Below are 25552 nucleotides of genomic sequence, written 5' to 3'. Positions count from 1 at the left end.
ACAAAATGTTAATTACGAAACTGTGAGTGAAAGGGGTCGATGATATGAGTCGAGTTGGTTTGTATGACTCAAAATTTGAGAAAGATGCGTGTGGGATTGGACTTTACGTCAATTTACATGGGCTAAAGAAACATGAAATCGTCCAAAAATCGCTCTCCATGTTATGTAATTTAGAGCACCGAGGAGGACAAGGTGTCATCGATGCTGGTGATGGGGCTGGTATCATGACTGAAATTCCACACGAATTGTTTACGCAAACCATGAACCTTCCGTCACTCGGTCGTTACGCTGTCGGAATGGTTTTTTTTCAGCCGTCTGAGAATCAGCTTCACGAAAAGATCACTTTGATGGAACGGATGGCGGATGAACTTGATTGTTCGACGATTGAATGGCGCGAAGTACCTGTCGACCCGATGCAAATCGGTGAACATGCACGGGTCACACAACCGGTGATCTATCAATGGTTCATCTCATGTCCATTCCTAGATGAGGATGCGAATGAACGCGTCTTCTATGAACTTCGTCGAAAAATCGAAAAGGTCGAATCATTACGCCTATATATCGCAAGCCTTTCAACGAGAACGATCGTGTATAAAGGGATGTTGACGCCAAATCAAATCGCAGCATTTTATTTGGACTTGCAATCCCCTCATTACAAGAGTACGTTCGGCATCGTTCATTCTCGTTTCTCGACGAATACGTTCCCTTCTTGGGAACGAGCACATCCGAACCGAATGATAGTCCATAACGGGGAAATCAACACGCTTCGCGGAAATATCGATGCGATGCGAGCGCGGGAAGGGGTCACGTCAACAGACTTATTTGAAGACGTTCAACACTTGTTCCCTGTGCTTCAAGAGGATGGAAGCGACTCGTCCATGCTCGATAACGCTTTTGAATTCTTCACACGAACGGGTCGCTCGATTGCCCACACGGCGATGATGTTGATTCCTGAACCATTTGTCGAAGGACAGATGGAACCGTTCAAGCGCGACTTTTATCAGTATCATTCATCCATCATGGAGCCGTGGGATGGACCGACTGGAGTCGTCTTCACGGATGGAAGGCAAATCGGGGCAATTTTAGATCGTAACGGCTTGCGTCCGATGCGTTATGTCGAAACATTGGACGGGGAATTGATTCTCTCATCTGAAACAGGAGTCATTCCGGTTGACGCAGAGAACGTCAAATCAAAACAGCGTTTAAGACCAGGACAGTTGTTATTGATCGACTTGATTGAAAAGCGATTGATACCAGATCATGAGATCAAAGAGACGATTGCGAAGTCAGAGCCTTATCACAAATGGCTTAGGCAGATGATGATCCTTGAGGATCGAGGGGTCGATGAAGAAGAACTGCTTGAACTCGAGCGTGTGCAACGTGCGTTTGGATATACGAAAGAAGACATTGAACAGTATATGGTTCCGTTAATCAAAGATGAGAAAGATCCAATCGGCTCGATGGGACATGACCAACCAATCGCGGTGCTCTCGACACGACCCCGTTCCTTGTTCCATTATTTCAAACAACACTTCGCACAAGTGACCAACCCACCGATTGACGCGTTGCGTGAGAAAATTGTAACGGCTACATTTACTTGGATTGGTCCGCAAGGAGATCCGGTCCATACCGGACGAGGTCATGCAAAACGTGTGTGGTTAGATCATCCGATGATTGATGGGGCGGCTCTCAAGCAACTTGACGAGAGGCTCAAGGTCGAACGAGTCGCTACGACGTTCATGGATGATTTAGAGACATCTCTTGAGTCACTTTTGCGACAAGTCAGTGAGATGGTTCGAAATGGAGCAAATGTGATTGTTCTATCTGACCGGCTCATCGATCGCGAACAGATTGCGATGCCGTCTCTCCTCGTACTGAGTGCAGTTCATCAACACTTGATTCGAGAGAACTTGCGATCGGGCTGTAGTCTTGTTTGTGAGAGCGGTGAGGTACGAGAAGTGCATCAAGCAGCGACCTTGATTGGGTATGGGGCAGATGCGGTGTACCCTTACGTGGCCTATGCGACCATTCGAGATTTAGTCGAACGTGAACAAATCGCGCATTCATTTGAAGAGGCTATTCGCTCGTATCAAAAAGCAGTCGTCGAAGGCATCGTCAAAATCATGTCGAAAATGGGTATCTCCACCATTCAAAGTTATCGCGGGGCTCAAATTTTTGAAGCAGTGGGACTAGACCGTGATTTGATTGAAACTCATTTCAGGGGAACCACGTCCCAACTGTCTGGAATCGGATTTAAAGAACTTGAAGACGAGGCGAAAACACTCCATACGTCCGCCTATGCGACGAATCGGCCGCTCGAAGCGGGAAGTGATTTCCAATGGCGTGCAGATGGGGAAGAACATGCATTTAATCCGAAGACGATTCATTTGTTGCAACGTGCATGTCGTGAGAAGGAACGAAAATATTATGACGCTTATGTGAAGCTACATGATTCATCAGGACAGTTCATTCGACAGTTGTTTGCATTTAAAACGCAACGTCCTGTGCCACTCGAAGAAGTGGAACCAATCACGTCGATCGTTCGCCGTTTTAAGACGGGAGCAATGTCATTCGGGTCCTTGTCGAAAGAGGCGCATGAAACCCTCGCTATCGCCATGAATCAGATTGGTGCGAAAAGTAACTCGGGCGAAGGTGGGGAAGACCGAGCACGCTTCGTCCCGGATGAGTTCGGGAACGAACGCATCAGCCGCATCAAGCAAGTCGCGAGCGGGCGATTCGGGGTGACGGCAGAATATCTGTACCATGCCGATGAGATTCAAATCAAGATGGCGCAAGGGGCAAAACCGGGTGAGGGTGGTCAACTTCCCGGAAATAAGGTGTACCCATGGGTCGCCGAAGTACGCGGATCCGTTCCAGGTGTTGGGCTCATTTCACCGCCTCCACATCACGACATTTATTCGATTGAGGACTTGGCCCAACTCATCTTTGACTTAAAGCATGTGAACCCGAAGGCGAAAATCAGTGTCAAACTTGTCTCGAAGTCAGGCGTCGGGACAATCGCAGCGGGTGTGGCGAAAGCGAACGCGGATACGATTGTCATCAGTGGATATGATGGTGGGACCGGTGCTTCTCCAAAAACATCAATCAAGCACACAGGTCTTCCTTGGGAACTTGGTCTCTTAGAGACGCATCAAACGCTCGCGTTGAACGGGTTGCGGGGGAGAGTAACACTTGAGACAGACGGAAAGCTCATGACGGGACGAGATATCGTCCTAGCTGCCATCTTCGGGGCGGAAGAGTTTGCGTTTGCGACAGCACCGCTCGTCGTCCTTGGATGTATTATGATGCGCGCATGTCATTTAGATACATGTCCGGTCGGTGTGGCGACACAAGACCCTGTGCTTCGTCAGAAATTTATGGGGAAACCAGAACATGTCGTCAACTTGATGACGTTCTTGGCCGAAGAAGTACGGGAAATTTTAGCGTCACTCGGTATGACCTCACTTGATGAAGTGATTGGTCGAACGGATCTTCTTGAAGAGAGTGAATGGAAGACGAGTCATCCGAAAGCAAAACGGTTAGATTTAGCACCAATGCTCTCGATGCCGACACCACTTCCTGAACGTGAAGAACTCGCTCACCCGGCATATCGTTCCTATGATCACCGGAAATTGATTCCGGCAGTCTCTCGGTCAATCAACTCGTTGCAGCCGACATTCTTCGTTGGTCGCATCCGAAACACCGATCGCGCCGTCGGAACACAGTTAGGGTTTGAAGTGACGAAAGTTCACGGTCAGGTCGGTTTAGCGGATGATACCATTTCGCTTCGCCTCAGTGGATCAGCCGGACAAAGCCTAGGAGCATTTTTACCACGAGGGATCACCATTTCCGTCATCGGTGATGCCAATGACTATATTGGGAAAGGCTTGAGCGGTGGAAAATTAGTATTGATCGCTGAAAAACATGCGCCGTTTGATGAAAGTAAACAAATGATTGCCGGTAACGTCTGCTTGTACGGAGCGACGAGCGGACAGGCCTTCTTTAACGGTCATGTCGGCGAGCGTTTTGCCGTTCGAAATTCTGGGGCGACGGCAGTCGTCGAAGGAGTCGGCGATCATGGATGTGAGTATATGACCGGGGGAACAGTTCTCGTCCTCGGTGACGTTGGACGGAACTTCGCAGCCGGCATGTCAGGTGGCATCGCATATATTTATGGGGATCAAGCGTACGATCGACTCGTCAACGAGGAGCTCGTCTCCGTTATAAAAGAATTGAACGATGAAGACGTGGAACAAATTTATGCACTTCTTGAGGCGCATCAGTTTCATACAGACAGTGTCAAAGCACGGACCATTTTAGAGTCGTTCGAACAAGCTCGCTCTCGCTTTGTAAAGGTCGTTCCACGAGATTATGCGAATGTATTGGACGTCATGCGTCGAATCGAGGCGAATCGACCGGAGTTGAGTGAAGCAGACCGAGCGCTTGAATTGTTCCGGGTTGTGACTGAGGGGGGTAACGCATGAACCATAACTTTTTAAACATTCCACGTTCCACATTACCGGAACGTCAGGTGGATGAACGAGTGAAGGATTATGAGGAATATGCGACGCGAATGGATGACGAATCGGTCAAACAGCAAGCAGCACGTTGTATGGACTGTGGCACTCCATTCTGTCATGTCGGGGATATGATTGGACAGGAGACGATTGGGTGTCCGATTCACAACTATATCCCGGAGTGGAACAAGCTTGTGACAAAATCGGACTGGATGGGAGCGTATCACCGATTGATGGAGACGAATAACTTCCCGGAGTTCACGGGGAGAGTTTGTCCCGCACCATGTGAGGGGTCTTGTACACTCGGAATCAGTGAAGATCCGGTTGCCATCAAATCGATTGAACGAACCATCATCGATCGGGCATTTGAAGAAGGATGGGTGAAACCAAGATCTGTCCATCGAAGAACCGGGATGACCATCGCCATCATCGGAAGTGGGCCAGCTGGATTAGCGGCTGCTGACCAACTGAACCAGCTCGGACATTCCGTCACCATCATCGAGAAGGCGGATGAACCGGGAGGGCTACTCATGTACGGAATCCCGAACATGAAACTGGATAAGGACGTCGTGAGGCGCCGTATTCGGTTGCTCGAACAAGAGGGGATTGTCATCCAGACGAACATAGTGGTCGGTACGGATGTGACAGTCGAGGCGCTTCGGAACCAATACGATGCGGTGATCTTCGCTACAGGAGCTCAGAAACAGCGCACGCTCGGGATTGATGGCGATGATGCACGTGGTGTTGAAATGGCGATGGACTATTTGACGGCATCCATGTACGAACGGAAAGGATTGACTCGATCACCAGGACATGATGCCAAAGGCAAAGACGTCATCGTCATCGGAGGTGGAGATACAGGGGCCGACTGTGTGGCGACCGCGATTCGTCAAGGAGCGAAATCTGTCATCCAGTTTGGGAAGCACCCTTCGAAAGGATTGTTTAGGGCTCCTGAGCGACCATGGCCACTTCAACCGGATACGGATACGACGGATTATGCGTATGCGGAATCACTCGCGGTCTATGAGAAAGACCCGAGAACGTATTTGATTCGCTCCAACCAAATCGTCACGAAAGAAGGACGTGTCACAGGGGTTGAAACGGAACGGATGACGAAAGTGGTCAATCCGGATGGTCAGGCAACCTTCTTCGTGGAGGAAGATTCGATAGAGACGTATCCGGCGGACCTCGTCCTCGTCGCCATCGGATTTGAGCGACCGGAGCATGAGTTGCGGAAAATCGGCGTCGAGAAGACGAAAGATTTCCAGACGGCAACGGAAAACGTTTTTGTCGCGGGGGATGCCAAGCGAGGGCAAAGCCTGATTGTATGGGCGATTCGGGAAGGACGAGAAGTAGCAGAGGTCGTCGATGCGTATCTCGATACTTGCAAGACCGAATTAAAAACCTCATCATAAAAAGGAGCGACAGCCGTCGCTCCTTATCTTTTGTTTAGGAGGAGTTTTATGTTCACCGAAATCCTCATGTATACGGGAATCTGGTTTATTCTCATCCTCATTTTATTAGGAACCATTTATTCACGACGGAAAAAATGATCAAAGCACCATCGCCGCAATCACACCGAAGATGATGAGTGGAATATTGTAGTGTAAGAACGTTGGCCAAACCGTTTCACGTAGGTGATCGTGTTGACCGTCAGCGTTCAATCCACTCGTAGGTCCGAGTGTCGAGTCACTCGCTGGGCTACCTGCATCCCCAAGCGCTCCTGCAGTCCCGATGATGGCAATCGTTGCCTCGACTGAGAAGCCGTATTGTACACAGAGCGGGACGAAAATTGCTGCAATGATTGGAACAGTCGAGAAACTTGAACCGATTCCGAGCGTGATGACAAGGCCGACGAGCAACATGACGAGAGCGGCAATGAGTTTAGAGTCACCCATCAAATCGCTCGCTCCGTTGACGAGCGGTTCGATCGCACCTGTCTCGCGGATGACGGCAGCGAATCCACTTGCGGCGATCATGACGAACCCGATGAATGCCATCATGCGCATGCCGCTTGTGAAGATATCATCTGCCTCAGACCATGGAATCAGGCGGAAGATTGAAAGCAAAATCAAACCGGTCACCGCAGAGGCGATCATCGACTCGGTCTGCAACTGAACAATCAACACGATGAGAACGACTGCGAGTGTCATGATCATCTTCAAACCACTCATTTGACGTACTTCATAATCAGTTGGTCCGAGTGCAATCGTGTCATACGTTCTCGGTTTCCGGTAGTGAATGAACGCCGCTATCAATCCGACGACCATCCCTAATGCCGGGATGCCCATGATCGAGATGATGTTGACGTCTCCGACAGTCAAGCCGTTTGCTTCAACGTTCGCGATGAGAATCTCATTCAAGTAAATCCCACCAAACCCGACAGGTAACAACATATATGGTGTCACAAGACCGAACGTCAAAATGGTCGCTACGAGACGACGGTCTACATTCAACTCATTGAACAGCACGAGTAACGGCGGAATCACAATCGGGATAAAGGCGATGTGTATCGGAAGCACGTTTTGAGAGCTGATGGATAACAATAAGATGAGTGACAACAGGAATGCTTTGACAACCATCACACGTTTTCCTGACACGTCACGACCTGACATTGAAATCAATTTTTCAGCTAAGACGTCCGGAAGCCCAGTTTTAGATAACCCGACAGCGAATGCACCGAGGAGTGCGTAGCTGAGTGCGATGCTCGCTCCACCACCAAGACCGTCACTGAAGGCGGTCAACGTATCGTTGAACCCAAGTCCTCCAACAAGCCCTCCGACAAGCGCCGCTAAGATTAATGATAATACAATGTGCACTCGGCTGATGGCGAGCGCAAATAAGACGATGACTGCAAGTAATACTGCGTTCATATCGATCCAACACCTTTCGCGTTTTCTTTCTCTTGATATCACTTTAATATGATAAAGACTTTTTGAAATTTAACATATGATGTGACCCTTGTCAAATCGAATATGAAAAAAAGCGATAACTCGTGAAAGTTATCGCTTACGTGTTACATCTCGACGTTATGATACACTTGGCGCACATCTTCCAAGTCTTCGAGCACATCGATTAGTTTTTCAAACTGTTCTTGCGAAGCGTCATCGAGTGACACTTCGTTCTGCGGGAGCATCGTCAATTCCGCAACGGCAAACTCTTCTACACCGGCAGCCTTGAATGCAGTTTGAACGGCGTGGAACGCTTCTGGCTCGGCATAGACGATGACCGTCTCGTCTTCCTCGATAACATCACGCACATCAAGGTCATGTTCCATCATGAGTTCGAGGACGTCATCTGCCGACATTTCATTGACACCGATGACGGCAGTTGCATCGAACATATATGCGACCGAGCCACTGACTCCCATGTTGCCTCCGTTTTTACCGAACGCGGCACGAACTTCTGAAGCCGTACGGTTGACGTTATTCGTCAATGTATCGACGATGACCATCGAACCATTCGGACCAAACCCTTCATATCGAAGCTCATCGAAATTTTCCTCATCGCCACCTTTGGCTTTGTCGATGGCACGATCGATGATCGCCCGGGGCACGTTATACGTCTTCGCACGCTCCACAACGAATTTTAATGACTGGTTCAACTCAGGATCAGGTTCCCCTTGACGGGCGGCCACATAAATCTCGCGACCGAACTTCGCATAGACGCGACTCGTGTTCGCATCTTTTGACGCCTTCTTCTCTTTAATGTTGTTCCATTTACGACCCATTACATGTCATCTCTCTTTCCATTTGTACGTAGATTCATTACAGATTATATAAGAAGTTGTGGGAATTGACGAGAAAAGTTTTACTCGTCACCTTTGTCCATCTTCTCGACAATCTCTGTAAGTGTCTTCAAACTCTCAATGAGTCGGTCAGTTTCGTCCTCATTCAAAAAGGCGAGACGTTCCTCGAATAGTCTACGGAATGAGTCTCTGCGCTCAAGTAAGATCCGTTCACCTTTCTCGGTCAGTTGATTCCAAATCACGCGGCGATCCCGCTCGTCTGGCACCCGCGTGATATACCCCTCGTTCAATAATTTCGTGATGAGCGGGGTAACGTTCGGTGGCGCGATGGAGAGTGTCTCGCTGATTCGTCCATTCGTGACAGCCCCCTCGTCCTCAATCAACATCAATAGATGGAAATGAGAGAAGTTCAGGTTTGGAATTTGAGGAAAATCAGATCGACGTAACAATTTACGACGAATTAAAGGAATCAGTTTGACAAACTGGTCCGCTGCATCTTGTTTCGGCATAATAGATTCACTTCCTAGTTAGGTTCTATTTTCATTATACACGAGTTAGGTGCAGTTGAACCTAAAAACGGGTTGATGTGATGATTGATACATCATAGTAGAGATTGAATCGACACAAAATATGTAAGCGTTTACATTAAAGGTTTGATATATTTTCATGAAAACGCATTCGATTTTACTGAGGACGCATACAAAAATCAAGAGCTATCAACAATAGATAAAAAAATATTGTGAAAGAGTTCACATTGTTGTCACCCACAAAAACTGAAAAACATTGTATTCTATGAATGTGAAGGAAAGCACAATCTCTTGAAAACAGTCATCACAATGTGCTTCCATCAAGTCAATATGTTCATAAAAAGCTCTCACTTATGAGGAGGAACCTAACATGGCAGTCAAAGAGAAAGCAAAAGTGGAAACAACGGCAGAACAAATGGTGGACACGCTCGTAGCAAGTGCGCATAAGGCACTCGATACGTTGATGACGTTCGACCAAGAGAAAATCGACCATATCGTACAGGCGATGGCGCTTGCAGGACTCGAGCAACACGTCGCACTCGCGAAATTAGCACATACAGAAACAGGTCGCGGTGTCTTTGAAGACAAGATGATCAAAAACATCTTTGCGACAGAATATATCTATAACTCACTCCGTGGTGAGAAAACGGTCGGCGTCCTTGAAGATGACGTTCAAAACGGAATCACATACATCGCGGAGCCAGTTGGTGTCGTCGCTGGTGTCACACCGGTCACAAACCCAACATCGACAACGATGTTCAAAGCAATCATCGCCATCAAGACACGTAACCCGATTATCTTCGCGTTCCATCCATCAGCGCAACAATGTTCAAGCGAAGCGGCTCGTGTCCTCCGTGACGCAGCAGTGGCGGCAGGTGCTCCTGAAAACTTGATTCAATGGGTTGAAGTTCCATCACTCGATGCGACGAAAGCGCTCATGAACCACCCTGGTGTAGCGATGGTCCTTGCGACAGGTGGGGCAGCGATGGTCAAATCGGCTTACTCGACTGGTAAACCAGCACTCGGTGTCGGACCTGGTAACGTACCGGCCTACATCGATAAGACTGCAAAAGTGAAACGTGCCATCTCAGACGTCATCCTTTCAAAAACGTTCGACAACGGAATGATCTGTGCGTCTGAACAAGCGATCATCGTCGATCAAGAAGTATATGAAGAAGTGAAAGCAGAGATGACGGCACTCGGTTGCTACTTCTGCTCACCAGAAGAAAAAGCAAAACTTGAAACGCTAGTCATTCGCACGGATACATGTGCGGTCAACCCTGAAATCGTCGGGAAGCCGGCAGCATGGATCGCTGAACAGGCAGGTCTCAAAGTACCAGCGGATACGAAGATCTTGATTGCAGAGCTTGAAACAGTTGGCGCAACGGAACTTCTCTCTCACGAAAAATTAAGCCCGGTTCTCGGTGCGTATAAAGTTCAATCACGTGAAGAAGGATTCGCAATCGCTGAAAAAATGCTCGAGATTGGTGGTCTCGGTCACACGGCGGTCATCCACTCAACAGATGACGATGCCATCCTTGAGTTCGGTCTCCGTATGAAAGCTTGCCGCATCATCGTTAACTCACCTTCAGCACATGGTGGAATCGGTGACCTTTATAACGAAATGACACCATCCCTCACGCTCGGTTGTGGGTCTTACGGTAAAAACTCCGTCTCAGAAAACGTGACGGCGAAACATCTACTCAACGTGAAAAAGGTGGCGAGACGTCGCGTGAATATGCAATGGTTCAAAGTACCTGAAAAAATCTATTTCGAGAAAAACTCAGTACAATATCTTCAATCGCTCACAACGAAAAAACGGGCGATGATCGTCACAGATGAAATGATGGTCAAACTCGGATTCGCTGACAAAGTCATCAAAAACTTGCCGGCTGGTGTCGAGTACCGCATCTTCGACCAAGTCGAACCGGATCCATCTGTTGAAACGGTCATGAACGGTGCCGAAGCGATGCGTCACTTCCAACCAGACATGATCATCGCACTTGGTGGTGGTTCGCCGATGGATGCTGCGAAAGGCATGTGGCTCTTCTACGAACGTCCAGAAGAGAAGTTCTCGAATCTACGCCAGAAATTTATGGATATTCGCAAACGGACGTATAAGTTCCCGACACTCGGTAACAAGTCAATGTTTATCGCCATCCCGACAACGTCTGGTACAGGTTCTGAAGTGACACCGTTCACTGTCATCACAGATAAAAAACGTAACGTGAAATATCCGATTGCTGACTATGCGATCACACCAGACGTCGCCATCGTCGACCCTGAGTTCGTCATGACCGTCCCAGCTTCAATCACGGCTGATACAGGAATGGACGTCATGACACACGCAATCGAAGCATATGTTTCCGTCATGGCGAATGATTACACAGACGGACTTTGCCTCCGCGCCATCAAGATGATCTTCGACTACCTACCAAAAGCCTATGAAAACGGTAGCGATGCGGAAGCTCGTCAGAAAGTACACAACGCTTCAACGATGGCGGGTATGGCGTTTGCGAACGCATTCCTCGGTATCAACCACTCGATTGCTCACAAAATCGGTGGAGAGTTCCACGTCCCACACGGTCGTACGAACGCGATTCTCATGCCACACGTCATCCGTTACAACGCGACACGCCCATCGAAACTTGCGGCGTTCCCGAAATATGAGTCATTCATCGCTGACGAACGTTACGCAGAAATCGCGCGTTACCTCGGACTTCCAGCAAGCACGACAGCTGAAGGTGTCGAGTCACTCGTCCAAGCGATCATCGAGCTCGGTCAACGCTTGAACATCAAACTTTCGTTCAAGGCGCAAGGTATCAAGAAAGCAGAACTTGATGCGAAGATCGACAAGATGGCGGTCGACGCATTCGAAGACCAATGTACGACGGCGAACCCGAAAATGCCGCTCGTTGAAGAATTAAAAGAAATCATGTACGCAGCATACGAAGGCGTATAAGGATCAACATTTACAAGTGGGCCCGTTCAACTCGAACGGGCTTTTCTTGTGATCGGAATATGATATTCGGATTCTAAAATTATATTTAAATTGATAAAAAATTGAATAGTCAGACGATAAATAGCTGTATATAATAAAAAATGGTATGTATAGTAATTTATTGATGAATGGGGATCGTGTAATGTTCATATTGATTAGTTTGTTGCGTTCAATCGCGACAGTTTTTCTTTTCTTCAATCCAATCCATCCGACGCCGCTCGAGACCGCTGAATATATTTCATCAGTCGATCGAAATGCGGATAGTTGGGAGAGTGCCGACTTTTTTGAATCATTCGGAACCGAATTACCCATCGACATGGACCGAAACCTCCTTTACACAGAACGGATAACCGGCTGGACTGAGATTGAAATGGGGGATAAAACGTATGAGGGGTTTTCATCGATGACGTTTGATCAACCGTTCAAAGGTACGATTTTACATATGACGTGGGGACAAGATATTCCGGACGTGAAAGAGAAAGTGATTGTCTTACCGACGACAAAATTTTCACATGACAACATCGAAGATGCGTATACCGTCGATTACGCAGGTGAGGTTTTGAATGACCAGGAAGCGAACGCGTACTTGTCAGAGCTCGCATCTAAGGGAGCTGCAGGATACCTGATCACCCCTTTTGAAGACGACCCATATGAGACGGGTTTCGTTTTCACGTCATCTTATATGCCATTAAATGGTACAGGGGTAGACTTGGATACGGCTGAACAACTGAAGGACGGGGAAACGATTCAAGTCAAGCCCTATAACGAAGAAATTCCGTATGTCGAATTTGTCCAAAAAGGCAAGACGGATCAAGAGATTGTTCTCATGTCACGACTCGATTCTTCCTGGCACGGGGCCCATTATTTGTCTTCCGTCGGTCCGTCTTCGGTCTTATATCACCTCATACAGATGATGGACAACGAGACACCGTACTATACGATTCGATATGTCTTTTTGAATGGAAACGGTGACTCCAGAGAAGCGAGTGACGATTTCCTTGAAAGGCTAACGGGACAAAAAGCAAAAGTGGAAACGGTCGTCATGCTCGATATTCTTGGGACTGGTGACGGTCCGTTATACGTTCGGACCAAAGGAATGAAATCCTACCCATTACTAGAACAGGCGCCATTCTCTGATTTAGAAGTGCGCTCGTTGGCAAGTTCACCGGGTGACGCTTACGATGAAGCAGGAATTCCTTATCTGATGTTGAGTGACTCATTAGAAGGAAGTTGGCATGTGTTCACCGAGAAGGATACGTTTGAACGCCTGTCGGAAAGTGGGTTGACGGATGCGGTTGATTGGTTACACGATTGGCTAACTCACTGACCACATAGATGTCGCCGTCTCATTTGACGGCGACGTATTTTTTTGGATGACAGTTTCGGGTATGATAGTAATGGAGGCGATACGATGAAACAAGAGATGACGATTACGACAGCATACGGAACGATTGCAGGAACATTTCTTTCCCATGAGGAGCCCCGGGCGACAATCGTCATGTTGAGCGGAAGTGGGCCGAGTGACCGTGACGGCAATATGGGTGGTGTCGGTTTTAATACGTATGCCAAGTTGGCAGAAGCGTTGTACGACCGCGGATACAACGTGTTCCGATATGACAAACAAGGGATTGGCAAGTCCGATGGGGACTTCAATAAAGTCGGTTTACATGATTTGATTAACGATGCGATTCTTGTCGTGCGCACCATTCGACAACTGGCCGATGTGAATCGCTTATATCTACTTGGTCATAGTGAAGGGGCCGTTCTTGCTCCTGCCGTTCAACTTGAGACGAAGGCTGATGGGCTCATCTTACTTTCCGGTTTCCATGAATCGTCCAAGCAGATGTTCTTATACCAAGCAGATGCACTCGCTAAAGACATCGAACATGTGAAAGGGATAAAAGGTCTCTTCTACCGGTTGACGGGCGTTGCCAAAAAAGTTAGGCAGCGACAGGACGATTTGTTAGAGCGTTCTTTACGGACGAACGTCTCGTCTTTCAAATATCGAGGTCAAGTCGTAAATGCGAAATGGATTCGAGAACATGCATCCTATGACGTCCGAGAGCGATTGGAGCATGTGACCGTCCCGGTTCTTGCGATTACCGGGGGGCGTGATGTGCAAGTCCCACCAGAGCACGTCCATATGATTCAAACAAAAGGGGAGGTCACCTCATCGATCATTGATGATATGAATCATCTGCTCGTGACACGGGAGTCACCCCATTCGCTTCTCATGCTGCACAAAGAGTATCGAGAAGCAATCGATGCGCCGATTCATCCAAAACTCGTTCAAGAATTGGATGAATGGTTAAAAAAACAGTCATAAACTCGAAAAACGGTCATATATTGACCGTTTTTTATGTTATAATTGTGACAAATTGAATGAAACTGAATGTTTTTGAATGATTTTAGTTGTTTTTATAATGAAAACGCTTTATATTAGACGTATGGAGGGAACAAGATGTTAACGAAACAACGACATCAGTTGATTTTGCAACGCTTATCTGAACAGAAGGTCGTCAAATTAAAAGAATTGGTTGATTTGACGGATTCATCCGAGTCGACGATTCGTCGAGATTTGACGGACCTCGAAGCGGAAGGGTATCTGGCAAGGGTTCACGGAGGCGCAACGCTCATTGCGACTCCAGATGAGGAACCGACATTTGAAGAAAAGCGAGACCGGTTCGTAGATGAAAAAGTTGCGATTGCACGGAAGGCAGCAACGTTCATCGAAGACGGGATGTCGATTTATTTAGATGCCGGTACAACCACTCAGGCGATGGTTCCGTTTTTAGAAGGGAAAAAGATTGTCGTCGTCACAAACAGTCTACCGATTGCGAATGAATTATTTGATCTTGATATTAAGACGTTTGTGATTGGCGGAGAATTAAAGCGTTCCACCCAGGCATTGGTTGGGTATAACGCACGCGAGAGCATGATGAATTATCGTGTCGACCTCGCCTTTCTCGGAATGAATGGAATCGACCTTGAAGCGGGTTACACGACCCCGGACCCAGAAGAAGCGCTTGTCAAAAAAACGGCAATCGAATTGGCACAAACCTCGTTCGTACTCGCGGACGCATCGAAGATCGGGAAACGAACGTTCAGCCGAGTCGCGACGTTAGATGCCGCACAGTTGATCACATCAAGCAGTGAGTCAATGAGTTCCATCCAAACAATCACAAAGGTGGTGAATGCGAAATGATTTACACGTTAACACTCAACCCTTCTATTGATTACTACGTAACATTACCTGAAGTACATCTAGGAGAAGTGAACCGAATCGAAGAGACGACGGAGCGCGCAGGCGGTAAAGGAATCAACGTCTCCATCGTTCTTCGGGAATATGCACAAGAAACGAAGGCACTTGGTTTCATCGGTGGGACGACCGGTGACTTCATTAAAAAGTCACTCGTCGATCACGGTGTACACACCGATTTCGTAGAGGTGAACGGGAACACCCGGATCAACGTCAAGATTCGAGCGAAAGAGGAAACAGAATTGAATGCGAGCGGACCGAATATCACGGATGGTGAGCTCGAACAGTTGAAGGCCAAGTTCGACCAAGTTCAAGAAGGTGATATCGTCGTCCTCGCGGGTAGTATCCCGAGCAACCTACCAGACTCGCTATATCGGACCATTGCCGAATCGATTCGCGAAAAAGGTGCCGAATTTGTCGTCGATACAACGAAAGACGCCATGCTCGAAGTGCTCACGCTTGAACCACTCATGATCAAACCGAATCACCATGAATTAGGTGAATTGTTTGATACCGAGATTGAAACGTTTGAAGAAGCTCTACCTTATGCCGAACAGCTCGTCAAACGCGGGGCGAAAAACGTTATCATCTCCTTTGCGGGAGACGGGGCGCTACTCGTTAACAAGGACGGAGCCGTCATAGCGAACACACCGGTCGGGAAACTCGTGAACTCGGTTGGTGCAGGAGACTCACTCGTCGCCGGATTTGTTGCGAATGTGAAAGAAAAAGGTGAACAAGAAGCATTTCGATACGCGGTCACGACAGGAAGCGCATCTGCTTATACGTTCGGCTTATGTTCAAAGCAAGAGATTGATCGCTTGATCGATCAAGTACAACTCACACCACTGAAACGAATGGAGGAAACAACATGAAAATCACGGACTTGCTCCAACGCGACACGATTCAATTGAATCTAAGCGCGAATTCTAAGCGTGAGGTCATCGAAGAACTTGTCGATGTCCTCGATCGCGCTGGTAAGCTATCGGACCGCAACGGTTATCGCGATGCGATTCTACAACGTGAAAGCGAGAGCACGACTGGCCTTGGAGAAGGGATTGCCATCCCTCACGCGAAGACGAGTGCGGTCCAAACGCCAGCAATCGCGTTCGGTCGCTCGGAAGGTGTCGACTACGAAGCGTTAGATGGACAACCGAGTCGCCTCTTCTTCATGATTGCGGCAGGAGAAAATGCGAATAATGAACACCTTGAAACACTTTCTAAACTTTCAGTTTACTTGATGGACCCTGCATTCCAAGAACGTCTCTATGCAGCAACTTCTGAAAGCGATGTCATCCGTGCCATCGAAGAAAAAGAATTGGCAGAAGCGAAGCCAGAAGTCGTCAAACCGACGAATGAAGATACACCGTTCATTTTGGCGGTCACGGCTTGCCCGACAGGCATCGCCCATACGTATATGGCGGCAGACAGCTTGAAACAAAAAGCGGAAGCGATGGGCGTCGATATTAAAGTCGAAACGAACGGATCGACTGGCGTAAAAAATGAATTGACACGTGCGGATATCGACCGGGCAACAGCGATCATCGTCGCAGCGGACAAGGCTGTTGAAATGGATCGTTTCGCTGGTAAACGAGTCATCGAAGTTCCGGTCGCACAAGGGATTCGGAAACCTGAAGAACTCATCAATCGTGCGGTGAAACAAGATGCGCCGGTATATGAGGCTTCGAAAACATCAGGTGGCGCTTCGAAAGAGCAACGTACAGGCGTGTACAAACACTTGATGAGCGGGGTATCTGCGATGCTTCCACTCGTTGTCGCAGGTGGTCTCTTGATTGCCATCAGCTTCTTCTGGGGCATCAACTCTGCTAACCCGGATGACCCTTCTTACAATGAATTTGCAGCACAGTTGATGACGATCGGTGGAGCTGCATTCGGCTTCCTCGTTCCGATTCTCGCCGGTTTCATCGCGATGTCGATTGCCGATCGCCCAGGTCTCGCACCAGGTCTCGTGGCAGGGGTACTTGCAAGTCAAGGGAACGCCGGATTCCTCGGTGGTCTCATCGCTGGTTTCTTGGCAGGTTATGTCGTCCTCTTCTTGAAAAAGACACTTGCGAAGTTGCCAGCTTCACTTGAAGGAATCAAACCGGTCCTCTTATATCCTTTACTTGGATCATTTATCTCAGGTATGGTCATGTTGCTCGTCGTCAATGAACCGATTGCTGCATTTATGACATGGTTGATGGATACGTTGAACAGTATGAGCGGCGCAAACGCTATCCTTTTAGGAGTCATCGTCGGTGGGATGATGGCAGTCGATATGGGTGGTCCGATCAACAAGACAGCATACGTCTTCGGAACGGCAGCACTCACAGCGGGTAACCAAGAAGTCATGGCAGCCGTCATGGCTGGAGGGATGGTACCACCACTCCTCGTCGCACTCGCATCAACTGTCTTCGCTCGTCAAAAGTTCTCGAAACAAGAGCGCGAAGCAGGAAAAACAGCATATATTATGGGAGCTTCGTTCATCACGGAAGCGGCAATCCCATTCGCAGCTGCGGACCCGATTCGCGTTCTTCCATCAGCGATTCTCGGTTCTGCCATCGCAGGCGGTTTATCCGCATTCTTCACGATTCAATTACCTGCGCCACACGGAGGAATCTTCGTCTTCCCACTTCTTGAAGGAGCTGGAAACGTCGCGGTAAGTATGGGCCTCTATGCACTCGCCATCTTGGCAGGTGCTGTGGTCGGAGCATTGCTCCTCTCGTTCTTGAAAAAACCGTTAACAACATCTACACCAGTCCAATCTAAAGAAGTTGCATAACGTGAGAAAAGACGTTTCCTTTATCTAAAGGTGACGTCTTTTTTGTTGTGGATGTCCGTTCAATTTTCACATAATCTCGGATTGTAAGTTGGGGATTTGTGGTAAACTATTTGTAAAGCTTCGGGTGAGGAGGGGGTCACATTGGACATTCGGGTCGCCAAACCAGATGATGTGTATGGGATTGCGAGAGTGCGTGTGAACGGATGGCGTACGACCTATCGGGGAATCGTGCCGACTGAGTATTTATTGAAAGTTTCGTCCGGTTCCATCGAATGGGCAGAACGTTTGCGGACCGCCCTTCGTCGGCAAGAAGTAGCCGGCTTTGTGGCGATTGTCGAGGACGAGATTGTGGGCTTCATCCTATACGGAGAAGAACGGACAGGAGAGTACCCAGACCACACGAATGAAGTATATGCCATTTATATTTTAGAGAACCATCAAGGGAACGGAATCGGGTCCGCTCTCCTTGAACATGCCGTGCAATCGATGTGTGAGGCAGGGCTCTTGATCTGGGCACTTGAGATGAATCCGTTCCGTACATTTTATGAGCGAAAACAAGGGCAGGTCATCGACCAGAAAGATCGAGAGTTTGGTGAATTGATGCTTCGAGAAGTGGCGTATGGATGGGAAACGACCCGTCATGACTCCATCATGGGAGCCTAAGCTTTGAGACTGTAGAATGATCTACGGTCTTTTTTTGTTCCTAATTTATGGGCTATAACCGATTTTTTATTCAAGATTGATTCAGCTTTGCAGCCAACAACGTAATTTCCCACGGGATATTTTCACCGTTCCATCCTCTCTAGTTCTATAATGGAATTATCTATAATAATTTTACAATGGAAAATTGTCAATAAATCTATGTCTAGTAAGGACAAATATGGATGAAAATAAATGTAGAAACGAGGATACGGTGAATGATTAAAGGAATATACGAGGCGCACTTGCCGGTGAGTGATTTAACTGAATCAATTCGATTTTATGAGAAATTAGGATTAGAGTTGGCATTCCAAAATGAGAAATTGGCTTTCCTGTGGATTAGGAAAGGGGAGAGCTGGATTGGGTTATGGAAATCTGATCGAGTCGATTTACCGTATCATCCATCAATCCGACACATCGCTTTTCGAATCGAGGAGCAGGATTTGGATGCGATTAAAGCATGGCTTGAGGATCAGGGAATTGAAATTCGTACTGCGTTCAAGATGACACCTGAACAGCAACCACTCGTCCTTCCGAATGCCCCGTACGAGCATGCGGCCATCTACTTTGAAGACCCGGACGGAAATTCGCTTGAACTCATCACGTTGATAGGAACAAACGCAGATGAAACTGCTAATGTGATTCCGTACGAAGAGTGGTTAAAAAAATAAAGAATGTACATAATTGATTCAATAAAGGAGAGAGAATATGCTATTCCATTATCATCTATGGACACCACATGTCGAAGAAACGGAGAAATTTTATGCGAGTCTAGGATTTCAAGTGTCCCAACGAATCGGAAAGAAAGATGGAGAATTCGAATCTTTTGCCCCACCTCTCGATTGGGACGACTTTAGGGACCAATCTATTCAGTTTAGAATCATAGAAATGAAGCAGGGAGCGACGAATATCACATTCGGTTACGGAAAGAAAGTGATGTTTGATCATATTGGTTTTTTAGTATCTGAAGAGGAAAAAGTGGATGTGTTAGAACGAGCAGAGGAAATAGGATTGACGGTTCAGTCAAATGAACGAAGAACGTTCATCCATACACCATACGGATTTCGAATCGAACTTCAGGACCATTTCGATGCTGTACAATCACTTTACGAGAATCGTATTCATCGATTGAATATTGAAACAAAAACGGAAGGTCTTGAAGAGGTATTGAAACAATTATTTAATTGTCCTGTCTCGCAAATCGTTGTAACTGAATCGAATCGTACACAGTTAACGCATGTAAACCTGATGGGTGATTGTGCGATTAGTTCAACTGATCCGAACGGTATTCAAATCATCCTTTCAAAATGATTAAATGATTAATAGATAATAATTCTTTTAAGGGGCAGAAAAAGTGATAGATATTGATCAAGAAATTCAAAAAATACAAACTATGGCACAATCGCCAAAGAAGTTGTTCCTTGCAATCCGTGCCGCTAGAGAATTAGTCCAAAAGTACCCAGACGAATTCATCGCCTGGACGACTCTCATTAGTGCTGAAATGAATACGCCGGAAGAAGACTATGAGAGTGCCTCCAAACACTTATTCGAAGCATTTGATATGTTTCCGGAGTATTCGATTTTCTTCGCTCTCGCCGTATATCTTGACTCAACTTTCGTCTATCCAGTATATAACGAAACACAGATTGAAGAGATCGAGTCGATACTGAGTGAAATGGATGCTAAATCAAAAGGGATCCTCTACTATTCGATGGCCAATCTACATGGTTATGAACGTCCAGATCAGTATGAAGCGTATCTGTTAAAGGCGATTGCAGAGTACCCAGAATTCCCTCATTACCACCTTGATCTTGGACGGTACTATATCTCAAACGAGAATACCGAAAAGGGAAAGCTGTATATAAGAGAAGGGTTACTTAGAGTAAAAGAGTGTTTCACCGAAAGACAACCTTTAGACTTTGAAATGTCTTTGTATACGTTTATCGATGAAGAGATCGGTGGACTTTATATGTTTGAGGAGACTTACAAAGAATACGAAAAAATGTCCCATTGAATCAAAATGGAATACTGTTGTTCAATCAAACAATCTCTTCTATACTGAATTGAACAAAAAATTCCAAATGAAGGGTTGGGAGACATTGAAGCATCGAAAAATTTGTATCAAGTTAAGTGGAGCCGCTCTAGCCGGTGATGGAACGGATAATTTTGACGAAACGAGTCTCAGCCTAATAGCTGAAGAAATATTGTCACTCGCAAAAAGCGGGGTTGAAGTATGTGTCATGGTCGGCGGGGGAAATCTTTTTCGCGGAAATCAAGCAGAAGCGTGGGGGATCAATCGAGTGGAGGCTGACAGTATCGGGACGCTCGGGACGGTCATGAATTCATTGATGCTACGTGGAATCTTGAAACGAGATACGACTCGAGAAGTGCGTGTCATGACATCGATTCCAATGCCGAGCGTAGCCGAGCCGTACATTCAACTTCGAGCCATCAATCATTTGAAAAAGGATATATCGTCATTTTTGCAGGCGGTAACGGTCAACCGTTCGTTTCTTCAGACTATCCGGCTGTTCAACGTGCCATCGAAGTGGGATGTGATGCCTTGTTCGTGGCAAAGAACGGTGTCTCCGGCGTATATGACCGCGATCCTCGTTTGAATTCGGTCGCTCGTCAATTTGAAACCCTTCACTATAACGATGTCATTTCGAATGATTTGAAAGTGATGGATCAATCGGCATTGCTTCTCGCGAGAGATCACGGTTTGCCGATTCACTTGTTCGACTTCAAGGAGCGGAACGCCATTCATCGGATTCTCCAAGGAGAGAGCATTGGAACGATGATTCATCACCATGAAACGCAGCTCTTGCAGAATTGAGGAGACAGCATGTATGAAGTAACAGATGGTCACGTCATTGGGAAAAACGGAATACCCGTCCCGTATTCGTACCTGCAGCCTGATTCGTCATCCGACACACTCGTGATTTTATTGCCCGGATACGGATATACAAATGATTCTCCAATGTTTCGCTATACGACTGGATTGTGCATAGAGAATGGGTTGAGCGTTCTCGAAGTCAACTATAACTATCGGGATGAACGTTACGATTCAGTCGATGTAAATAAGGCGATTGTTGATGATGTTCGACTCGTCATCGATCAAATCCTACATACTGACTCCGTTCAACAATACATCATCGTCGGAAAATCGCTCGGTACGGTTGCGATGGCAAGCGAACTTACACGAAACGTGTTTCATGATGCCAAACTCGTTTGGTTGACACCTTTGTTGAAACAAGACGACATATACGAAGCGATTCAGTCTCATAAAGGAAAACAGCTCATTCTCATGGGCACGGCGGACCAACATTATGTACTAGAACGAATCCAGCATTTCGAACAACTAGCATTGACTGAACTCGAGATTGTTGAGCAGATGAATCATAGTCTCGAGTACACAAGTAACACATACCAGTCACTTCGGCTACTTGAAACACTTCTCAAGCGAGTTGAGCGATTTATCACTTCCACATAGGTCGTGAACCGGTGGAGAGTTTCATATTGTGATTACTATTATCTGTATGGGAGGAGTCGACGTGAAATTTACCACTGAGCGTTTAGAAATCAGACCATTTATGGAGAAAGATTTGGAAGCTACATTCAAAATGTATAGAAAACCAGAAATATGCAGATATCTTTTGCATGAGCCATGGACGTCTGAAAACAGGAATGAAGTATTTGCTAAAAAACTAACGAATTCTACTCTTACCGAGACTAGTACGTTGAATTTAGCAGTCGTACATCAAGATGAAGTAATTGGGGATCTCACGGTTTGGTACACGGGTATGAAAAATACGGTAGAGATCGGGTATTGTTTTTCTGATTCACACTCAGGAAAAGGATATGCGACGGAGGCAGTTAACGGATTGCTAGGGGAGTTGTTCACAAAGCTCAATCTACATCGGGTACAAGCCAATCTCGACGCCAGAAATGTAGCTTCTCAGAAATTATGTGAACGGGTTGGAATGAGAAAAGAAGCTCATTTCTTGAGAGACTATTGGAATAAGAATGAATGGACCGATAGCATGGTGTACGCGATGTTACACGAGGAGTTTGTAAGACAATAAACGAAATAAGTGAAGTGAATAGAAAAGGAGATGACGCGCGTCATCTCCTTTTATTTACAATTTTTCAATAACCGTTTTCGGGTCGACACGTTCTGTATAGTCAGCAGGCACATCACTGAACGAAATCGTTCCATCGGATTGGATGATGAACGTGGCCGGTTTCGGCAACTGCCAATCCTCGTTCCCGTTATGTGCATCGACATTTAGTCCAGATGCCTTGTAAATGTCAATCAAGTAATCGGGCATGTCAAAGACGAGGTCGAATTGACGTGCGACAATATTATCAACATCACTCAATACATAAAAATCAAGTTCGTTCTTCTCTTTCGTCGAAAGGGAATAATCCGGCGTCTCAGGACTGATGGCGACAAGAGTCGCTCCTTTTTCTTGAATCATTGCCAATTCGCGCTGGTAAGCGCGGAGTTCGAGGTTACAATATGGACACCATCCACCACGGTAAAATGTGACGATGACAGGTCCATTTTCAAGCAGTGATTTCAAATCGACTGCTGTCCCATCCGCATGAGGCAATTCAAACATCGGCGCTTGATCCCCGACTGTTAACCCTGACGCAATTCCGGAGTCTCTCAATTCTTGTGTCGCCTGAGCCATCAATCGTTGCTTCTCGGCAGGTGCATTTTGTTTGAACTGATCTTTATAGGATTTGATTTCTTCCAATAATGAATTCATCATTTGACCCCCTTTTCCGATATGGTAACTCAAATTATAACTAAATACGAATAGTATGATTTGTTCAATCGAACACAACGGTGAAACTCCATTTCAGTTTGCGAAAAATAATTTTCGAATAATTCAATCAATTCTTCAGATTTAATGACTTTTGACCGATATGATGAATAACCCAAGGGGGATTCGACTCATCGAACTCGCTTGAACATTTTATTCGGGTTAGGAGATGTTTTATGAAACAGAAGCGCACGATTAGTATCAAGCAAAAATTGATTGTCTTATCCGTTCTATTATTGATTATTCCAGCCACATTGATTGGAATCGTCGCCTATTCGCAGGCGAAAGGTAAAATCGAGTCTCAAATGATCCAGTCCGCCAATTCGGGGGTAGACCGGATGAACAATGAGGTCACGAACCTCATCGAACCGATTCAAACGGACATCTCGTTTTTTGCGAATCGGATTGATAGTTCCATTTATGAAGAGGGAGAAGCGAATCAAGCGTTAGCAGAGAAGTTTACTGAGTATTTAGAGACACATCCAAAAGTGACGAACATCTACTTCGCTTCAGCAGAAGGTGCGATGACGATCTATCCTGAGCAGGAATTGCCAGAAGGATATGACCCACGCACTCGTCCATGGTATGAAGCGGCTGAAGCAAGTGGACAAGATGTTGCCATCACGAATCCGTACGTCGATGCCGCCTCTCAAAAAATGATGATCACGGTTTCGAAGAAGACTTCAGACGGTAGTGGTGTGGTCGCCGTTGACGTCGATGTGAACGATATCGCTGAAGTGGCATCCACCATTCAAATCGGGAAAGAAGGATACGTTGCCATCTTCGACCAGGCAGAACAAGTCGTCATTCATCCGTCGACGGCTGTCGGTGAAAAGATTGATGAATCTTGGACAGATTCGCTCTTTGCCAAGGAAGAAGGGACTCTGTCTGTATCGGAGAATGGGGAAGGTGTGGAGAAAGCATTCGTGACGAACCCAATCACCGGATGGAAGATTGCCGGTACGTTATATGACGGTGAGATTCAAGACGAGACGGTCGGCATTCTTTGGACGACTGGATTCGTCATCATCGGAATGTTCGGGATTGCAGCCATTCTTCTCTACTTCGTTCTCCGTTCAATCTTGCGTCCGTTGCGTTTATTGACAGAAGGAGCAGAACGAATCAAATCAGGAGATTTGACAGAGCCGATTACCGTCTTATCGAACGACGAAATCGGGCTTGTCTCAGAGAGTTTTAATGAAATGAGCGATTCACTTCGCCTAGTGTTACTCCGTCTAGATGATTCAATCAGTCAAGTTGCCGCCTCGTCTCAAGAATTGATGGCCAACTCGGCACACAATACCGCCTCATCAGAACAGATTGCCCGTGCAGTTGATCAAATGGCAGTCAGTGCCGATGGCTCGAAGCGACAACTTGACGACAATGCGACATCGCTCCAAGCGATCACATCGGGCATCATGCGAATCTCAGAGAGTTCAATGGACGTGTCTGAACTTTCACGCGAAACCTCGAATGAGGCGGAAGACGGTTCGACGACCGTGAAGGAGAATGTGAAGCAGATGCAGGCAATCGATGCGTCTGTCGTGACATTCGAGGGTGTCATTCACTCATTGGCACATCGCTCAAACGAAATTGGAGAAATCGTCACGGTCATCAATGGAATCGCTGAACAGACGAACCTGTTAGCCTTGAACGCTGCCATTGAAGCGGCACGTGCGGGTGAGAACGGCAAAGGATTCGCGGTCGTTGCGAGCGAGGTGCGTAAACTCGCAGAACAGTCACAGCAGTCGACGAAACAAATTGCGGCGTTGATTGATCGAATCAAGCATGAGACGGAACAGTCTGTACAGTTGATGCAGGAAGTATCTACTCATACGAAAGCCGGGTTGGCGTCATCTGAGATGACAGCAGACCGATTCGAGAAAATCAAGGAGCGGACAGTGGCGATGACACCACGGATTGAAGACGTGACCGCAACCGTCGAGGAGATTGCGGCGAACGTTCAGGAAGTGGCAGCGACGGCATCACAAATCGCCGACATCGCCGATGAGAATTCGAGCGTCTCGAAGAAAGTGGCGGCGACGACCGATGATCAATTGAGATCGATTGAAGAAGTATCACAGTCAGCAAAAGCACTCGCGACCATGGCCGAGGAGTTACAAGACCTCGTCTCGCGGTTCAAACTGTAAACGACAATGAGGCAGAGCGGAGCGCTCTGCCTCATGTTTT

19 protein-coding genes and 1 pseudogene are annotated in these 25552 nt (G+C 47.0%); 16 read left to right on the top strand and 4 right to left on the bottom strand.

Going from position 1 to position 25552, the window contains the following annotated elements:
• The first annotated feature begins 44 nt into the window (after positions 1-44).
• A complete protein-coding gene (gene gltB, locus KOG47_RS06970; RefSeq protein ID WP_215243993.1) occupies positions 45-4484 on the top strand; it encodes a glutamate synthase large subunit in 4440 nt (1479 codons plus the stop codon).
• The gene (locus tag KOG47_RS06965; RefSeq protein WP_215243992.1) at positions 4481-5932 is read left to right on the top strand and encodes a glutamate synthase subunit beta; all 1452 of its coding nucleotides are present in this window, start codon (positions 4481-4483) and stop codon (positions 5930-5932) included. Before gltB ends, KOG47_RS06965 begins: the two co-directional genes overlap by 4 nt.
• A 138-nt stretch (positions 5933-6070) precedes the next feature.
• Here the strand turns inward: KOG47_RS06965 and KOG47_RS06960 are convergent, their stop codons facing one another.
• The 3 genes from KOG47_RS06960 to KOG47_RS06950 form a co-directional block, all read right to left on the bottom strand.
• Positions 6071-7390, bottom strand: a complete 1320-nt coding sequence (locus KOG47_RS06960) for a Na+/H+ antiporter family protein (protein ID WP_214690963.1) — start codon at positions 7388-7390, stop codon at positions 6071-6073.
• Positions 7391-7533: 143 nt separating this feature from the next.
• On the bottom strand, positions 7534-8247 hold the full coding sequence (locus KOG47_RS06955) for a YebC/PmpR family DNA-binding transcriptional regulator (protein ID WP_012726206.1): 714 nt from the start codon (positions 8245-8247) through the stop codon (positions 7534-7536).
• Positions 8248-8327: 80 nt separating this feature from the next.
• Positions 8328-8774 carry a MarR family winged helix-turn-helix transcriptional regulator gene (locus KOG47_RS06950; protein ID WP_012726207.1) on the bottom strand — a complete coding sequence of 149 codons (447 nt, stop codon included), beginning with the start codon at positions 8772-8774 and terminating at the stop codon, positions 8328-8330.
• A 388-nt stretch (positions 8775-9162) separates the two neighbouring features.
• Here KOG47_RS06950 and adhE point away from each other — a divergent pair, with 388 nt between their 5' ends.
• From adhE to KOG47_RS06885, 13 genes and pseudogenes are all read left to right on the top strand, one after another.
• Positions 9163-11754 (top strand): bifunctional acetaldehyde-CoA/alcohol dehydrogenase, encoded by a 2592-nt coding sequence (adhE, locus tag KOG47_RS06945; protein ID WP_012726208.1) that lies wholly within the window; start codon positions 9163-9165, stop codon positions 11752-11754.
• Between the two features lie 181 nt (positions 11755-11935).
• The gene (locus KOG47_RS06940) at positions 11936-13120 is read left to right on the top strand and encodes a zinc-binding metallopeptidase family protein (protein WP_215243991.1); all 1185 of its coding nucleotides are present in this window, start codon (positions 11936-11938) and stop codon (positions 13118-13120) included.
• Positions 13121-13204: 84 nt separating this feature from the next.
• Positions 13205-14119 (top strand): alpha/beta hydrolase, encoded by a 915-nt coding sequence (locus tag KOG47_RS06935; protein WP_074037089.1) that lies wholly within the window; start codon positions 13205-13207, stop codon positions 14117-14119.
• A 135-nt stretch (positions 14120-14254) separates the two neighbouring features.
• A complete protein-coding gene (locus KOG47_RS06930; RefSeq protein WP_078146840.1) occupies positions 14255-14998 on the top strand; it encodes a DeoR/GlpR family DNA-binding transcription regulator in 744 nt (247 codons plus the stop codon).
• Positions 14995-15924, top strand: coding sequence for a 1-phosphofructokinase (gene pfkB, locus KOG47_RS06925; protein WP_215243990.1), 930 nt, complete (start codon positions 14995-14997; stop codon positions 15922-15924). The genes KOG47_RS06930 and pfkB overlap by 4 nt, the downstream gene beginning before the upstream one ends.
• On the top strand, positions 15921-17831 hold the full coding sequence (locus tag KOG47_RS06920; RefSeq protein ID WP_215243989.1) for a PTS fructose transporter subunit IIABC: 1911 nt from the start codon (positions 15921-15923) through the stop codon (positions 17829-17831). The genes pfkB and KOG47_RS06920 overlap by 4 nt, the downstream gene beginning before the upstream one ends.
• Positions 17832-17972: 141 nt before the next feature.
• On the top strand, positions 17973-18494 hold the full coding sequence (locus KOG47_RS06915; RefSeq protein ID WP_159562242.1) for a GNAT family N-acetyltransferase: 522 nt from the start codon (positions 17973-17975) through the stop codon (positions 18492-18494).
• Between the two features lie 254 nt (positions 18495-18748).
• Positions 18749-19201, top strand: a complete 453-nt coding sequence (locus tag KOG47_RS06910; RefSeq protein ID WP_215243988.1) for a VOC family protein — start codon at positions 18749-18751, stop codon at positions 19199-19201.
• Between the two features lie 37 nt (positions 19202-19238).
• Positions 19239-19841: a VOC family protein gene (locus KOG47_RS06905; protein ID WP_215243987.1), complete on the top strand. Its 603-nt coding sequence runs from the start codon at positions 19239-19241 to the stop codon at positions 19839-19841.
• Between the two features lie 43 nt (positions 19842-19884).
• A complete protein-coding gene (locus tag KOG47_RS06900) occupies positions 19885-20544 on the top strand; it encodes a hypothetical protein (RefSeq protein WP_215243986.1) in 660 nt (219 codons plus the stop codon).
• A 67-nt stretch (positions 20545-20611) separates the two neighbouring features.
• Positions 20612-21366: pseudogene (gene pyrH / locus KOG47_RS06895) on the top strand (UMP kinase).
• A gap of 9 nt (positions 21367-21375) precedes the next feature.
• On the top strand, positions 21376-22023 hold the full coding sequence (locus tag KOG47_RS06890) for an alpha/beta family hydrolase (protein ID WP_215243985.1): 648 nt from the start codon (positions 21376-21378) through the stop codon (positions 22021-22023).
• A 61-nt stretch (positions 22024-22084) separates the two neighbouring features.
• Entirely contained in the window at positions 22085-22615 is a 531-nt protein-coding gene (locus tag KOG47_RS06885) for a GNAT family N-acetyltransferase (RefSeq protein WP_215243984.1), read from the top strand.
• A gap of 54 nt (positions 22616-22669) precedes the next feature.
• On the opposite strand, the gene KOG47_RS06880 is transcribed toward KOG47_RS06885, so the two are convergent.
• Positions 22670-23305, bottom strand: coding sequence for a peroxiredoxin-like family protein (locus tag KOG47_RS06880; RefSeq protein ID WP_215243983.1), 636 nt, complete (start codon positions 23303-23305; stop codon positions 22670-22672).
• A gap of 233 nt (positions 23306-23538) precedes the next feature.
• Here KOG47_RS06880 and KOG47_RS06875 point away from each other — a divergent pair, with 233 nt between their 5' ends.
• Positions 23539-25512, top strand: a complete 1974-nt coding sequence (locus KOG47_RS06875) for a methyl-accepting chemotaxis protein (protein WP_215243982.1) — start codon at positions 23539-23541, stop codon at positions 25510-25512.
• Positions 25513-25552 lie beyond the last annotated feature (40 nt).

The sequence above is a fragment of the Exiguobacterium sp. s121 genome, assembly GCF_018617245.1.
In the GTDB taxonomy this organism is placed as follows: Bacteria; Bacillota; Bacilli; order Exiguobacteriales; family Exiguobacteriaceae; genus Exiguobacterium; species Exiguobacterium profundum.
The sequence above is the reverse complement of the archived record's forward strand: the minus strand, read 5'-3'. Positions and strand labels throughout refer to the sequence as shown.